Raw genomic sequence first — 13,292 nt, 5'->3', positions numbered from 1 at the left:
AGCGCTTGGATCCTGGCCAGTGCGCTCAAAGCACGCCCAAACGGCGCCAGGATGGCAGCGTTTCATTCACCAGGCGCTGCCAGCGCGGCGGCGCGATGGCCGGGATGCCGAGGCTGCGGGCCCGCTCGTTCGCCGCTCGATGAAGCCTGTGGCCGTCGGTATCGGGCATCGTCCTTGCGGTATCGAGCAGCAGGGCTTGTTCGAGATCGAAACCGATGCCCGCGCCGATGCCGGCGCAGGCGAGATGGCTGAACTCCTCGCCGGCCAGCCGCCGACGCGCGAGTATGGCATTGAGCCGCCGGCCGGGTGTCGCATCCGCGCAGGGCTGCGCGGGATGCAGCGCGCCCGCCCAGGTGAGCATCTGCAACGCTGGACTGAGCTGCTGGATGCGACCGCGCAGCGATGGCTGTCTTGCAAGCTCGGCGAAGCTCATCGAGGGCGTTGCCTCGAGCGCCTGGAGAATCGCCAGCAGCAGGCTGTCGTCTCCGTCCACCTCGCCGATCGGGGTCGAGAAGCGAATCGGGCCGCGGCGCGGCGCGCCCGGCAGCCTCGCGACGCGTTGGCGCAGCAGCGCGTCGCGATGTTCGCTCGGGGTCAGCGCTCGCCGCCGCTTTTGATAGATGTCGCGTCGATAGCTCTGGTTGCGGGCGATGTCCTTGAGCGTTTCGCGCGCGACCGGGTCATCGATGCCGTCGAGCGCCGCCAGGCAGCCCGCCGGCAGCGAGCTGGCGTCGATGTTCTCCTGCAGCGTGGCGCTGCCGAGGTAGTCGCAGCCGAGCGCCGCCATCCGCGTCATCACCTCGCCTACGTGCATCGCCCGCCAGTGGCCGCCGAGCAGTTCGTGGGCGAGGTAGTCACGATCACCTTCGAGTGCGGCATCTAGGCTGCGGGCCGCTTCGGGATGGGCGATGAAGAATCCTGCACCGGCCTCGCGCAGCCGGGCGAGCGTGGCGAGCCCCTGCTCGAGGCCGAGCCTGGGGTCGTGGTGACGCGCGGCCAGGGTGGCGACCAGCCGCTGGGTCGCGGCCTGGGCGGCCATCCCCGGCTGGCTCATGTAGTGCAGGTAGAGCAGGCCGCCTGGAGCGAGCCAGCGTGCCGCCAAGCGCTCGAGGCGCTCGGCCTGGTCTGGCGAGATCCATGAATAGACGCCATGGACGACGATGAAATCGAAACCTTCACCGAGCGAGTGGCCCTCATCGGCCCAGGCGCCGAAGTCGCCTAGGTGGAAATGCAGGTTGTCGAGCCCGGCCTCGCGCGCCAGCGCTCGCCCCGCATCGATATGCTCGGCATTGAGATCGACGGCGTGGAATTCACCGCGCGGGTCGGCTGCCGCATTGAGCGCGGCGGTGTAGCCCTGGCCGCAGCCGAGTTCGCACCAGCGGTATCCGCGCGCGGTCTCGGGGGGCCGGTAGCCGAGCGCTTCGACGCCGAAGCAGAGCCAGGCGGCGGAGGTCTCGCGCTGGTAGTGGTGCGGATAGCGTATCGAGGTGAGGTAGGCGTCGGTGGGCGTCATCAAAGGCTCCGGCGTGCGTTCGCCACGGCGCGATCAATAGATCGGGCCCCATCGCGCCAGGCGATGGGGCCCGAGGGAGCTCTGTGGCTTAGAAACGACTGGTCATGCTCACCCAGTAGGCGCGGCCGGGCTCGTTATAGCTGTTGGCACCGGTCTGGCCTTGGGAGGATTGACGATAGATCTGCTTGTCGAACAGGTTGTCGATCCCGGCCGAGAGGCTCAAGTTGTCATTGACCTCGTAGCTGGCGTTGAGCCCGAACAGCGTATAGGAACCGCGCTTGGACAGCGTCGCGCCCGTGGCGTCGGACCCCGAGGAGGTCCGATGGCGGGGCTCCTGCTTTCCATAGTGGGTCACCGTGGCGGCGAGGAACAGCTGGTCGGTCGCCTGCCAGTCGAGCGAGGAGTTGATCGTGTACTTGGGAATCACCGAGAGCGGCTCGCGGGTGTCCTTGTTACGGTTCTCGATCATGTAGGTGAGGTTGTTGTTCCAGCTCAGCACGGTGCCGTCAGGGCCGAGCAGCGGCACATTGACGTTACCCTCGAGCCCTTGCACCACCGCCTTGGAGGCGTTGGTCCATTGATAGACGTTTCCGCCGCTGGGCACCGAGGTGACCTCGCCGCCGCTGCCGAGGCCGGCGACGATCTTGTTCTTGTAGTCGTTATGGAAGTAGGTCAGGCCGGTGTTCCAGCCGTTCTCGACGTAGGAGATACCGATTTCCTTGTTGAGGCTGGTCTCTGCCTCGAGATTGGCGTTGCCCTGGATGTAGCAGGGGCCGGTCACGCCATCGGGGCAGCCGTTGCCCATGGTGGTGTAGACGTAGTTGGGATTCGACTGATAGAGGTTAGGTGCCTTGAACGCCCTGGCCACGCCGGCCTGTACGGTGACGGCATCGGTGACCGCGAACGAGCCGTTGAGGCTCGGGCTCCAGTTGTCGCCGAACTCGGAGTGGTGATCGAAGCGGATGCCCGGGGTGACGATCAGCCGCTCGGTGAGCTCGATGTTGTCCTCGATATATGCCGCGTAGTTGTCGGCGTCGGTCTGGGCGCTGCCGTTACGCGTCTGCGGGAAATCGGTGATAGTCGGTGACGAGGTGACCGAGTAGGGATCGTCGAGTTTCTCGCGGGTCAGGGTGGTGCCGACGGTGACCACCTGGTTGAAGCGTCCCCCGGTGATCGGCAGGTCCAGCTCACCGTTGAAATAGTAGTTGTCGAGCTCCGACTGGTTCCAGGTCGAGGTCGGGCTGATGGTGCCCTCACCGCCGCCGGCGAGGCCTTCACCGAGCCGGTAGTTGCGGGTGTTCTCCTGTTGCAGGGTGATTCGCGAACTGCCGAAGTCCCATTCGCCGCGATGGGTGATGGCGACAGTGCGCCGGTACATCACGTTGGTTTCGTCGCCCCACAGCTCTGCCGCATAAGGGGCATTGCTCGCGCCCGCCCATTCACCAGCGAAGATGTTGCCCTGGCGCGCATAGCCCGCTTCGAACTCGAGGCTCTGGTTGTCGGCGAGCTGCCAGCGCAGCAGGCCGTTGATGTCCTTGTTCTCGACCCCTTCGCGGCCCGCGGGCGGCGGGTTGGGGTCAACCTGGAATTGGCGGTTGAGATCGAGCGAGTCCGCATCGGTCTTGTTCAGGTTGCCGAACATCCGGTAGGAGAGGGTCCGCGACAGCGGGCCCGAGAAGACGAACCCCGCGCGCTGGCTCGAGCCTTCGTCGCCGTTCTCAGGCATCTTGCTATAGGCGGTGAGGGTCGCGCTGTGCTTGTCGGTCGGTGGCCGGGTGATGATGTTGACCACCCCGCCGGAGGCGCCGGAGCCATAGCGTGCGGCGGCCGGGCCGCGAATCACCTCGATCCGTTCGATCGCCTCGGCGGGCACCCAGTTGCTGTCGCCGCGGGTATTGCGTTCGCCGCTGCGGCCCATGCGCACCGCGTTGCGCGACAGCACCGGCCTGCCGTCGATCATGATCAATGTGTTCTCGGGACCCATCCCGCGCAGATCGATCTGGCGGTTGTTGCCGTACTGGCCGGTCGCCGAGTTGCCGGTGAGGTTGACCCCGGGCTGGCGACGGATGATCTCGGAAAGATCGTTGGCCGGCGGGCGGCGCTCGAGCTCCTGTTCACCGATGATCGAAACCCCGGGCATCTGGCGGGTCTGCTCGGCGGCGGTGCCGAGCACGACGATCTCGTCCAGACTGAGCGCGGTATCGCTCTCTTCTTCGCTGCGGGCGGCTTGTTCGAGCGGGTCCGTGGTGGTCTGGGCGTAAGCGGTGGTGCACCCGAGACCGAGACCCAACGCGACGGCGATGGCCATCGGGTGGCGGCGTGTCGTGATCATGATTCCCTTGTTCCTGAAGTGATCCGTTGCCTGCCTCTCTGACGGAGGCTCCGGCGTGCTGGGATTAAGAGCGGAATGTGTGTTTTGTGATAATCCTTATCATTTTCGTTTTTATCTTCAGGCACAACTATGGGTTTATTGGGTTAAGTTACGAATAAGAATCGTGCTCAGGTATTGGATGAGAATAGATTTCGATTGAGTCGATCTATCGATTGGGCTAGCCTCGGCTACCGCGCCCAAGCGTGCGCAGATTTCTTCCATCACGCCATTCGTCGCCGGTCGAGGCGACCGTTGCAGAGGATTCACCGATGACCCGCCGCACCCCACTTGCCCAGGCCCTTCGCGTTGCGCTGTTTTCCGGTGGTGTCATGCTGCTCGGCTTGGCCACTGTGAGCTCGCCGATCGCCGCGGCGCAGACCGCGTCGACGGCGACCGCCGCAGCGCTGCAGGTGACCGCCCAGGCCCAGCTCGAAGGCGGCATCTACGAGCTTGCCTATGATCCGGCGGACGACGCGCTCTACGTAGCGGTGGGGGGTGGCCGTGGGGACAGCGGCGATGGCCGGATTTTCGTCCTCGACGCGGATGACCTCTCGCTCGAGCGCACCATCACCACGCCGAACTACAACCACGGCCTCGCGCTCAACCATGCAAGCCGGGTGCTCTATGCCAGCAACGCGCGGGCAGGCACCCTCACTTCGGTCAAATTGGGCACCGGGGACGAGACCGCTATCCTGGAGCTGAGCGATGTCGAAGCCGCGCGCGCCAGGGAAGAGCGCCCGGTGCAACCGCGCAAGGTGGTGGTCGATGAGCGCAATGACCTGGTCTATGTCTCCGGCGTTGGCTTCAACGACGAGGGCAACAGCATGATCTGGAAGGTCGACGGTGGCGCCTTCACGCTGCTCGACACCTTCGACGGCCTAGGCAAGGGCTTGACCGGGCTTGCGCTGTCGCCGGACGGCGAGCGGCTCTACGCCACGGCGATGGGGGATGGCCAGGTGCTGGTGATCGACAGCCAAAACGGTGAGGTGATCGATCGCTTCGCCAGCGGCGGCGAACGGCCGATCAACGTGGCATACGACCCGGACGGCAATCGCCTGTTCGTTACCAACATGGGTTCCGGGACGGTCAGCGTGCTGGATGCGAGCGATGGAGAAGTGCTGCACACCATCGAAGCCGGTGAGATGGCGCTCGACGTGCGCGTCGATACCGAACGCCAGCGGCTCTACGTGACCAATCGGCAGGGCGGTACCGTCGAGGTGTTCGATACCCAGGATTACGCGCAGGTGAGCGAACTCGAAGCGCCGCCGATGCCCAACAGCCTCGAGATCGATGCCGCCAACGACCGGGTGTTCGTCTCCAGCCGGACCTACAACAATCGCGAGACCGGGGAAACCCGCCAGGGAGACATCGTCTACACCCTGTCGCCCTGACCGGGGCGCTCCCACCCGGCCGAGGCCGGGTGGGGTGAGCTGATTCTTTCTCGTTGTCACCGATCGCCGGCCCTCATGGGCCGGCGTTTGCGTTTCTGCGCTATCGCTTCTCACCGGTAAGGCTTTTTCACAGCTGAATACGGCTTTGCCTGGCCCGTCGTTAATGCTCATTGCAGGTTGTTCGCTCAAAAGCTGCTTTATCTTCTCATTCTCATTTGAGCTCGCTTCGCATCGGCGATGCATCGTCGATTATTCCTACAAGTCGCCTGAAGGCGATGGCCAATCCAAGGGAACCGTATGTCCGATCAATCATTCCAGCGCCTCGTCGCGCTCAGCAGTCTCGCGCAGCTATCCGCCCTGCTGGCTCACGCCGCTCCCGCGATGGCGCAGACCGATCCCTCTTCCCATACGCTCGACACCATGGTGGTCACCGCCTCCGGTTTCGAGCAGAGCCTGCGCAGTGCGCCCGCCTCGATCAGCGTGGTCGACGCCGAGGAGCTCGAGCGCAAGAGCTTCAGCAACATCGCCGAGGCGCTCGCCGACGTACCCGGCGTCGACGTGCGCAGCGGCACCGGCAAGACCGGCGGTCTCAACATCAGCATTCGCGGCATGCCCTCCCAGTACACCCTGATCCTGATCGACGGCAGGCGGCAGAACACCTCCGGCGACATCACGCCGAACGGCTTCGGCGAAACCTCCACGAGCTTCATGCCGCCGCTCTCCGCGATCGAGCGGATCGAGGTCATTCGTGGACCGATGTCGACACTCTATGGGTCGGATGCCATGGGCGGGGTGATCAACATCATCACCAAACCGGTCGGCGACAGCTGGAGCGGCTCGGCGTCGGTGGCCCACACCTGGCAACAGCACAGCGATGCCGGCGACGACTCGACCGTCAGCTTCTTTACTACCGGGCCGCTGGTGCGCGACCGGCTGGGCGTGCAGCTGCGTGGGCGAGTGTTCGATCGCGATGCCTCCGAGCGCCTGGTGCCGCAGAATCCCAACGCCAACCCGACCCGCGACCCTCGGCCGGGAGAGGCGCTGAACTACTCCATCGGCGGGCGCTTCAGCTTCACGCCCAATGAGCGCGACGAACTGTGGCTCGACCTGGACCGCTCGCGGCAGCGCTACGACAATGCGGATAGCCGGCTTGGCGTGCTCGACCGCAGCCTGCCGCCCAACTACAGCAACATCAACGGCTACGAGGACACGCTGCGCTTCAACCGCGACCAGATCTCCTTCGGCCACACCGGGCGATACCGGCTGGGTACCCTCGAATCCAGCATCATGCGCACCGAGACGGAAACCCTCGGCCGCACCTTGCCTCGCGGTAGTGCGCCCGAGTATGGCTATGAGGCCGAGGGCGGCGAGCGGAGAACGCTTGAAAACCGCGATCTCGTCTTCGATACCAAGTTCGTCATGCCGCTCGGCGCGCACATGGTCACGGTCGGCGGCCAGTACACCGATGGCAAGCTGACCGATGGTGCGGCGGGGAGCGAGTCGTTCGAACAGGACACCTGGGCACTGTTCACCGAGGATGAATGGTGGCTGAGGGATGACCTGGCACTGACGCTGGGCGGACGCTACGAGCACCACGACGCCTTCGGGGGCCACTTCAGCCCGCGCGGCTACCTGGTATGGGAGGCGACCGACAGCTGGACCTTCAAGGGTGGGGTAGGGCGTGGCTACAAGACGCCTACGCTCAACCAATTGCACGACGGCATCACCGGCTTCGGCGGGCAGGGCGCCACGGTCACGCTCGGTTCGCCCGATCTCGAACCGGAAAAGAGCACCAACTACGAGCTCGCCGCGCTGTACGACAATAACGCCGGTTTCTCCGCTGGCGCGACGATCTTCTACAACCGGTTCACCGACCGTATCGCCAGCGGCGAGGGGATTCCCAACTGTCTGAATCCCGCCGGCAACGTGCCGGGCTGCATCACCGTCGGCAACTTCACCCAGCAGACCGAATTCAGCCAGCTGATTAACATCGACGAGGCCGAGACCCGGGGTCTCGAGCTGACCGCGGCCTATCGATTCAACCCTGCCTGGGAGCTCAGCGGCGGCTACACCTGGACCGATACCGAGATCAAGTCGGGCGCGGAGCAGGGGCTCGTGTTGAGCAACGCACCGAAGCACAAGCTCAACGCTACGCTGCTGTGGGACGCCACCGACCGATTGAGCACCTGGATCGAAGGGGAGTACTACTCTTCCCGCGAGCGCTTCGCCGGCGGCGCCCCGACCTCGGGGCAGAACCTCGCCCTCTACGAACAGGCGGGCGACAAGATCAAGGGCTACACGCTGTTCAATCTTGGCGCCTCCTACCGGCTGTCCGAGAACGTCCGGCTCAACGGGATGATCTACAACCTGTTCGACAAGGACTTCGGTCGTTATGACACCTACACCTGGAACGGTGTCGAGTATCCCGCTTTCCACTACACCCAGACCGCCCAGTCCACCACCGGCGTCTATCAAGATGGCCGCCGCCTCTGGCTCTCCGCCAACTACCAGTTCTGATCCGACGGAGTTCGCGTCCACGTCCGCCCCTCGAGGGCGGCGTGCGCGAGGCGGGGAGATTTGGCCGGGCGAACAATCTGTGCTGAACTTGAAAGACGAATCGTCGTCATACGTCAGGCGACGTAAGGTCTACCAAAGGAGCGATCATGTCCGGCATTCCCAGTATCACCTTGAGCGATGGTCATTCGATTCCGCAGCTCGGTCTCGGTGTTTGGAAGACCCCGGCCGACCAGACCGCGAAGACCGTGGCCACCGCATTCGAGCTTGGCTATCGCCATATCGATACCGCAGCGATCTACGGTAACGAGGAGGGCGTCGGCCAGGCGATCGCGGGTGCAGGCATTCCCCGCGAGGAGCTGTTCATCACCACCAAGCTTTGGAACGAGAAGCAGGGCTTCGACTCCACGCTTGCCGCCTTCGACGAGAGCATGGGCAAGCTAGGTCTCGACTACCTCGATCTCTACCTGATCCACTGGCCGTGCCCTGCCAACGACCGCTTCGTCGACACCTGGAAGGCATTCATTCGCCTGCGCGATGAAGGACGGATCCGTTCGATCGGGGTGTCCAATTTCCGTCCCGAGGACATCGAGCGGCTCAACGCCGAGACCGGCGTCGCCCCGGTGATCAACCAGATCGAAGTGCATCCGCTGCTGCAGCAGAACCAGCTGCGCGAATTCAATCGCAGTCACAACATCGTCACCGAGGCCTGGAGTCCGCTGGCGCAGGGCGGAGAGCTGCTGCAGGACGAAAAGATCACGGCGATCGCCGCCCGCCATGGCAAGAGCGCGGCCCAGGTGATCCTGCGCTGGCACCTGGAGCTCGGCTCGGTGATCTTTCCGAAATCGGTGACGCCGTCACGGATCAAGGAGAACGCCGATATCTTCGATTTCTCGCTCGACGCCGACGAGATGAAGACGATCGCCACGCTCGATCGCGGTGAGCGCATGGGCCCTGATCCGGCGACGTTCAACTGAGCATCACCGCGTAGTGCGATCGTGACCAACGAGCGCGCCCTTCCAGGGCGCGCTCAATCTTTGTCAGCGCTCGGAATCCCGGTGGGCGTGTCTTCGATCAGCCTTTTGCCCAGCGTCACCGTCTCCACCTCGGCGTAGCCGAGGTGGCGGTACAGCTCGATGACCTGTGCATTTTCCCGACGCACCATCAAGTGCAGCTTGGGGCATCCGCGCTCGAGCAGCAGCCGTTCTCCCTCCTCGATCAGCGCGCGGGCATGGCCGCGACCGCGCAGCGAAGGCTCCACCGCCAAGTAGTAGAGCCAACCCCGGTGGCCGTCGTAGCCGAACATCGCGCTCGCGACCGGGTGTCCTTCGCATTCAATGATCAAAAAGAGCGTTGGGTCCTCGTCGAGTTTGCGCTGGATATCGAGGTAGGGATCGTTCCACGGTCGAGTCAGCCCGGCGCGTCGCCAGAGCGCGACCACCGCCTCGGTATCATGGGTTTCGAAGGGGCGGATGGCGAAGCGAGATGGCATTGCTGACTCCTTGGCGCAAATTGGGGGGTTGCCAGTGGTTGCTGTTACGAGAAGGATAGCGCCGTTGGTGAGCGGGATGCGTGTATCGAGGAGAGCGAGATGGTCGAGGGAAGAGCAACCAATACGCCGCGTCTGCGGATTCGGCTGAGCCTGAGCGACGAGCTGACCCTTGGCTCGGGCAAGATGGACCTGCTCGAAGCGATAGAGCGCCATGGTTCGATCTCCGCCGCGAGCCGATCGATGGGGCTCAGCTACAAGAAGGCATGGCAGCTGGTCGAGACCATGAATCGCTGTCTGGTCGAGCCGGTGGTAGTCACCTCGAGCGGCGGTCACCAGCGCGGCGGCGCTCGGTTGACGCCCTTCGGCATAGCGCTGCTGGCCCGTCTGCGCGCGCTTTCCCTGCACCTCGATGAGGTCGCCCGCGACGAGCTCGACGCACTCGGCAAGCTGCTGAAACCCGCGCAGACGTGAGCATTCCTTTCGAATCCGCTTGGCCCCGAACTTAGCGACCATAATCCCGTTCGTCCCGAGCGGCGCCGTACGCGCCAAGCTCGAGCACCGCCTCGGCAATTGGGGGCGCCAGTCGAGGGATCGAGCGGCGGCGATGAGGCCGTGGTTCGACTCGAGATGTTTCCGAGCACCCTGAGCGAGCGCAGCGAGCCGAAGGGTCCTCGCCGGCTATCCGAGCATCCTGAGTAAGCGAAGCGCATCGAAGGACACGAACGGGATCGCCAACCCCAATCCGTTCGTCCCGAGCGGCGCCGTACGCGCCAAGCTCGAGTGCCGACTCGGCAATCAAGGGCGCCAGTCGAGGGACCGAGCGGCGGCGCCAAGGCCGTGGCTCGACTCGAGATGTTTCCGAGCACCCTGAGCGAGCGCAGCGAGCCGAAGGGTCCTCACCGGCTATCCGAGCATCCTGAGTAAGCGAAGCGCATCGAAGGACACGAACGGGATGCCAACCTTCACCCGTTCGTCCCGAGCGGCGCCCGTACGCGCCGAGGTCGAGTGCCGACTCGGCAATCAAGGGCGCCCGTCGAGGGATCGTGCGGCGGCGATGAGGCCGTGGTTCGACTCGGCTCGTTCCTCGCCGGCTCACCACGAACGGAGCGTTTGGCTCATTCCTCACGAGCTATCCGAGCATCCTGAGTAAGCGAAGCGCATCGAAGGACACGAACGGATGTCGAAGTGTCCGAGGACCGAGTCCTTAGCTTGCACCGCGGAAGGCATCGATTTCCGGACGGGTATCGAAAGAGCGAGTTTCAAAGGGAGCATCCAAGGGATTTGGCCGGCGTCGGGAGCGCGGTTATAGTGGGTCGATCCCCGCTATGTATCTGTGGATATAGCGGTGCTTCTTCTTCCATCCGCACGGACAACTGCCAATGTCTTCGCCGTTTCGCTCCCTGGGCTTTGCCCTGACCCTCTGCTGCGCTTCGCTCGCGACCAGCTCCCTGGCGTATGCGGATCAGGTCCGGGTGTTCGCCGCAGCCTCGCTCTCCGATGCGCTCGACGCTGCCGTCGAGCGCTATCAGCAGCAGCATCCCGATGTCGAAGTCCAGACCGTCTACGCCTCCTCGTCGACCGCAGCGCGCCAGATCGTGGGTGGTGCCGCGGCTGACCTGTTCATCTCCGCCGACCAGCAGTGGATGGACTGGCTCGGTGAGCAGGGCGAGACGCTGGGTGAGCGCGGCGATCTGCTCGCCAACCGCTTGGCGCTGATCGCGCCGCGGGACTCGACCCTCGAGGACTTCACCCCCGACGCTGAACACAGGCTGCTGCCGCTGCTCGGCGACGATGAGCGCCTCGCGGTGGGGGACCCGGACCACGTGCCGGCGGGCATCTACGCCCGCCAGGCCTTCGAGCATCTCGGCGAGTGGCAGGAACTCGAACCTCGCTTGGCTCGCGCCGACAACGTGCGCGGTTCGCTGGCGTTGGTCGAGCAGGGCGAGGTGCCTCTCGGCGTGGTCTACTCAACCGATGCCAAGGCGAGTGAAGGGGTGCGCCTGATCGGACTGTTCCCCGCTGATAGCCATCCGCCGATCACCTATCCGATAGCGCTGGTCGGTGACACGCCCAGCGATGCGGCGCAGGCGCTGCGTGCCTGGCTTGCCAGCGCCGATGGTCTGGCGGTGTTCGAGCGGTACGGGTTCTCGGCAGCCGTATCCGACTAGAGCGATTTCAATGCTCAGTGAGTTCGAATGGGAGACGATCCGTCTCAGCCTGCTGATCGCGGTCACTGGGGTGTCGCTGATCCTGGTGCCCGGCATCGCACTGGCCTGGCTGCTGGCTCGCCGTGACTTTCCCGGCAAGGCGCTGATCGATGGCCTGGTGCATCTGCCGCTGGTGCTGCCGCCGGTGGTGGTCGGCTACCTGCTGTTGATCTCGCTAGGGCGCCAGGCGCCGCTTGGACAGTGGCTCTACGAGCTGTTCGGCCTGCGCCTGCCGTTCACCTGGCAAGGCGCGGCGGTGGCCGGTGCGGTGATGGCATTCCCGCTGCTGGTCCGAGCGATGCGCCTGTCGCTCGAGGCGGTCGACCCAGGGCTCGAGGCCGCGGCGCGGACCTTGGGCGCTGGGCGGCTGCGCACGTTCCTCACCATCACCTTGCCGCTTGCGATACCGGGGCTGCTCACTGGCACGGTGCTCGCCTTCGCCCGTGCACTGTCGGAATTCGGCGCAACGATCACCTTCGCCTCCAACATCCCCGGCGAAACCCGCACCCTGCCGCTGGCGCTCTATACCCTGATCCAGTCGCCTGGGCGCGAGGACGCGGCGGCCCGGCTGTGCGTGATCGCGATCGTCATCGCGATGTGTTCGTTGATCATCTCCGAGGCGCTGGCGCGTCGCGCGCGCAGGCGGCTGGAGGGACGGGACAAATGAGCGAACACTCTGCCGGGCCTGTGCTCGATCTGCACTGCGCCAAGCGTCTCGGCGACTTCGATCTCGAGCTCAGCTCGATCCTGCCGGGGCAGGGCGTGAGCGCGCTGTTCGGCCCTTCTGGCAGCGGCAAGACCAGTCTGCTGCGCCTGATCAGCGGGCTCGACCGGCCCGATCGCGGCCATGTCCGGCTCGGGGGCGAGCCGCTGGTCGATATCGACGGCCGCCGCTGGGTGGCGGTGCATCGCCGCCGCATCGGGGTGGTGTTCCAGGAGCCCCGGCTGTTTCCCCACTATCGCGTGCGCGGCAACCTTTGTTATGGGATGCGCTCGGATACCCCTTCGCGCTTCGATGACATCGTCACCCTGCTCGGCCTCGATACGCTGCTCGAACGCTGGCCGGCGACGCTCTCCGGCGGGGAGGCGCGGCGGGTGGCGATAGGCCGGGCGCTGCTCAGCGCGCCGCGGCTGCTGCTGCTCGACGAGCCGCTGAGCGGACTCGACGGTTCGCGCAAGGGCGAGCTGATCGACTATCTCCAGCGCCTCGCCGCCGAGCTGGCGCTGCCGATGGTGCTGGTCAGCCATGATCCCGAAGAGGTGATCGCGCTCGCCGACCATCTGCTTTTGCTCGAACGCGGTCGCGTGGTCGCCGAGGGAGCGCTGCCGGAAGTGCTCGGCCGGCTCGATCTCGAAGCGCGACTCGACGGTTTCGACGGAGCCTCGCTGCTCGAGGCCACGGTGGTCGAGGAGGCACGAGGTGCGCGTCTTGGCCGGTTGGCGTTCGATGACGGGCAAGCGCTTGCCGCACTCGGCGTCGATGCGCCGGTCGGTACCAGGATGCGGCTACGGTTCGCCGCCGACGCGGTGGAGCTCGCGCCACCAGGCGCGCCGGCGGCGCTCGCTGCGCGATTCGCAGCCCAGGTGCCCAGCCGGCGTGATCCAGGGCTGGTCGAGATAGTGGTCGAGCTCGCGGGCCAGCGGTTGAGGGCGAGGGTGGCGAGAGAGGCGTTCGAGCGGCTCGACCCGGCACCGGGAGCGATGCTCGGGCTGATTGCCGTACGTCCCCAGGCAAGTCGCCAACGCTGAGTTGGCGCTTGGGATTGCGTAAAGCCGCGCTTGACGGCAGGATGCGCGCGATAGG

The 13,292-nt window shown here is 65.2% G+C and carries 10 protein-coding genes; 7 read left to right on the top strand and 3 right to left on the bottom strand.

Features of this window, described 5'->3' with window-relative positions; genetic code table 11:
• Positions 1-25 precede the first annotated feature (25 nt).
• Positions 26-1,513 (bottom strand): class I SAM-dependent methyltransferase, encoded by a 1,488-nt coding sequence (locus Q376_RS21030; protein WP_052364845.1) that lies wholly within the window; start codon positions 1,511-1,513, stop codon positions 26-28.
• 88 nt (positions 1,514-1,601) lie between these two features.
• The gene (locus tag Q376_RS0101580; protein ID WP_027348811.1) at positions 1,602-3,845 is read right to left on the bottom strand and encodes a FepA family TonB-dependent siderophore receptor; all 2,244 of its coding nucleotides are present in this window, start codon (positions 3,843-3,845) and stop codon (positions 1,602-1,604) included.
• A gap of 308 nt (positions 3,846-4,153) precedes the next feature.
• Between Q376_RS0101580 and Q376_RS0101575 the strand changes: the two genes are divergently transcribed.
• The 3 genes from Q376_RS0101575 (at position 4,154) to Q376_RS0101565 (ending at position 8,766) form a co-directional block, all read left to right on the top strand.
• On the top strand, positions 4,154-5,275 hold the full coding sequence (locus Q376_RS0101575; protein ID WP_027348810.1) for a YncE family protein: 1,122 nt from the start codon (positions 4,154-4,156) through the stop codon (positions 5,273-5,275).
• A gap of 297 nt (positions 5,276-5,572) precedes the next feature.
• Positions 5,573-7,792: a TonB-dependent receptor domain-containing protein gene (locus Q376_RS0101570; RefSeq protein ID WP_027348809.1), complete on the top strand. Its 2,220-nt coding sequence runs from the start codon at positions 5,573-5,575 to the stop codon at positions 7,790-7,792.
• A gap of 146 nt (positions 7,793-7,938) precedes the next feature.
• Complete coding sequence (locus tag Q376_RS0101565) at positions 7,939-8,766, top strand: aldo/keto reductase (protein WP_027348808.1); 828 nt, start codon at positions 7,939-7,941, stop codon at positions 8,764-8,766.
• Positions 8,767-8,819: 53 nt separating this feature from the next.
• Here the strand turns inward: Q376_RS0101565 and Q376_RS21025 are convergent, their stop codons facing one another.
• Complete coding sequence (locus Q376_RS21025; protein WP_052364844.1) at positions 8,820-9,281, bottom strand: GNAT family acetyltransferase; 462 nt, start codon at positions 9,279-9,281, stop codon at positions 8,820-8,822.
• Between the two features lie 99 nt (positions 9,282-9,380).
• Here Q376_RS21025 and Q376_RS0101555 point away from each other — a divergent pair, with 99 nt between their 5' ends.
• From Q376_RS0101555 to modC, 4 genes are all read left to right on the top strand, one after another.
• Positions 9,381-9,752 carry a winged helix-turn-helix domain-containing protein gene (locus Q376_RS0101555; RefSeq protein ID WP_043445694.1) on the top strand — a complete coding sequence of 124 codons (372 nt, stop codon included), beginning with the start codon at positions 9,381-9,383 and terminating at the stop codon, positions 9,750-9,752.
• 908 nt (positions 9,753-10,660) lie between these two features.
• Positions 10,661-11,449: a molybdate ABC transporter substrate-binding protein gene (gene modA, locus Q376_RS0101545; protein WP_027348806.1), complete on the top strand. Its 789-nt coding sequence runs from the start codon at positions 10,661-10,663 to the stop codon at positions 11,447-11,449.
• Positions 11,450-11,459: 10 nt separating this feature from the next.
• Entirely contained in the window at positions 11,460-12,155 is a 696-nt protein-coding gene (modB, locus tag Q376_RS0101540; RefSeq protein ID WP_027348805.1) for a molybdate ABC transporter permease subunit, read from the top strand.
• On the top strand, positions 12,152-13,237 hold the full coding sequence (gene modC, locus Q376_RS0101535) for a molybdenum ABC transporter ATP-binding protein (RefSeq protein ID WP_052364843.1): 1,086 nt from the start codon (positions 12,152-12,154) through the stop codon (positions 13,235-13,237). Before modB ends, modC begins: the two co-directional genes overlap by 4 nt.
• Positions 13,238-13,292 lie beyond the last annotated feature (55 nt).

The organism is Halotalea alkalilenta DSM 17697, assembly GCF_000621205.1.
GTDB lineage: Bacteria > Pseudomonadota > Gammaproteobacteria > Pseudomonadales > Halomonadaceae > Halotalea > Halotalea alkalilenta.
This window is presented reverse-complemented; position numbering and strand designations above follow the sequence as displayed.

Excerpts from the sequence above, each read along its gene's own strand:
- Q376_RS21030 (WP_052364845.1), bottom strand. The coding sequence starts at position 1,513 with ATGACGCCCACCGACGCCTACCTCACCTCGATACGCTATCCGCACCAC.
- Q376_RS0101580 (WP_027348811.1), bottom strand. The coding sequence starts at position 3,845 with ATGATCACGACACGCCGCCACCCGATGGCCATCGCCGTCGCGTTGGGT.
- Q376_RS0101575 (WP_027348810.1), top strand. The coding sequence starts at position 4,154 with ATGACCCGCCGCACCCCACTTGCCCAGGCCCTTCGCGTTGCGCTGTTT.
- Q376_RS0101570 (WP_027348809.1), top strand. The coding sequence starts at position 5,573 with ATGTCCGATCAATCATTCCAGCGCCTCGTCGCGCTCAGCAGTCTCGCG.
- Q376_RS0101565 (WP_027348808.1), top strand. The coding sequence starts at position 7,939 with ATGTCCGGCATTCCCAGTATCACCTTGAGCGATGGTCATTCGATTCCG.
- Q376_RS21025 (WP_052364844.1), bottom strand. The coding sequence starts at position 9,281 with ATGCCATCTCGCTTCGCCATCCGCCCCTTCGAAACCCATGATACCGAG.
- Q376_RS0101555 (WP_043445694.1), top strand. The coding sequence starts at position 9,381 with ATGGTCGAGGGAAGAGCAACCAATACGCCGCGTCTGCGGATTCGGCTG.
- modA (WP_027348806.1), top strand. The coding sequence starts at position 10,661 with ATGTCTTCGCCGTTTCGCTCCCTGGGCTTTGCCCTGACCCTCTGCTGC.
- modB (WP_027348805.1), top strand. The coding sequence starts at position 11,460 with ATGCTCAGTGAGTTCGAATGGGAGACGATCCGTCTCAGCCTGCTGATC.
- modC (WP_052364843.1), top strand. The coding sequence starts at position 12,152 with ATGAGCGAACACTCTGCCGGGCCTGTGCTCGATCTGCACTGCGCCAAG.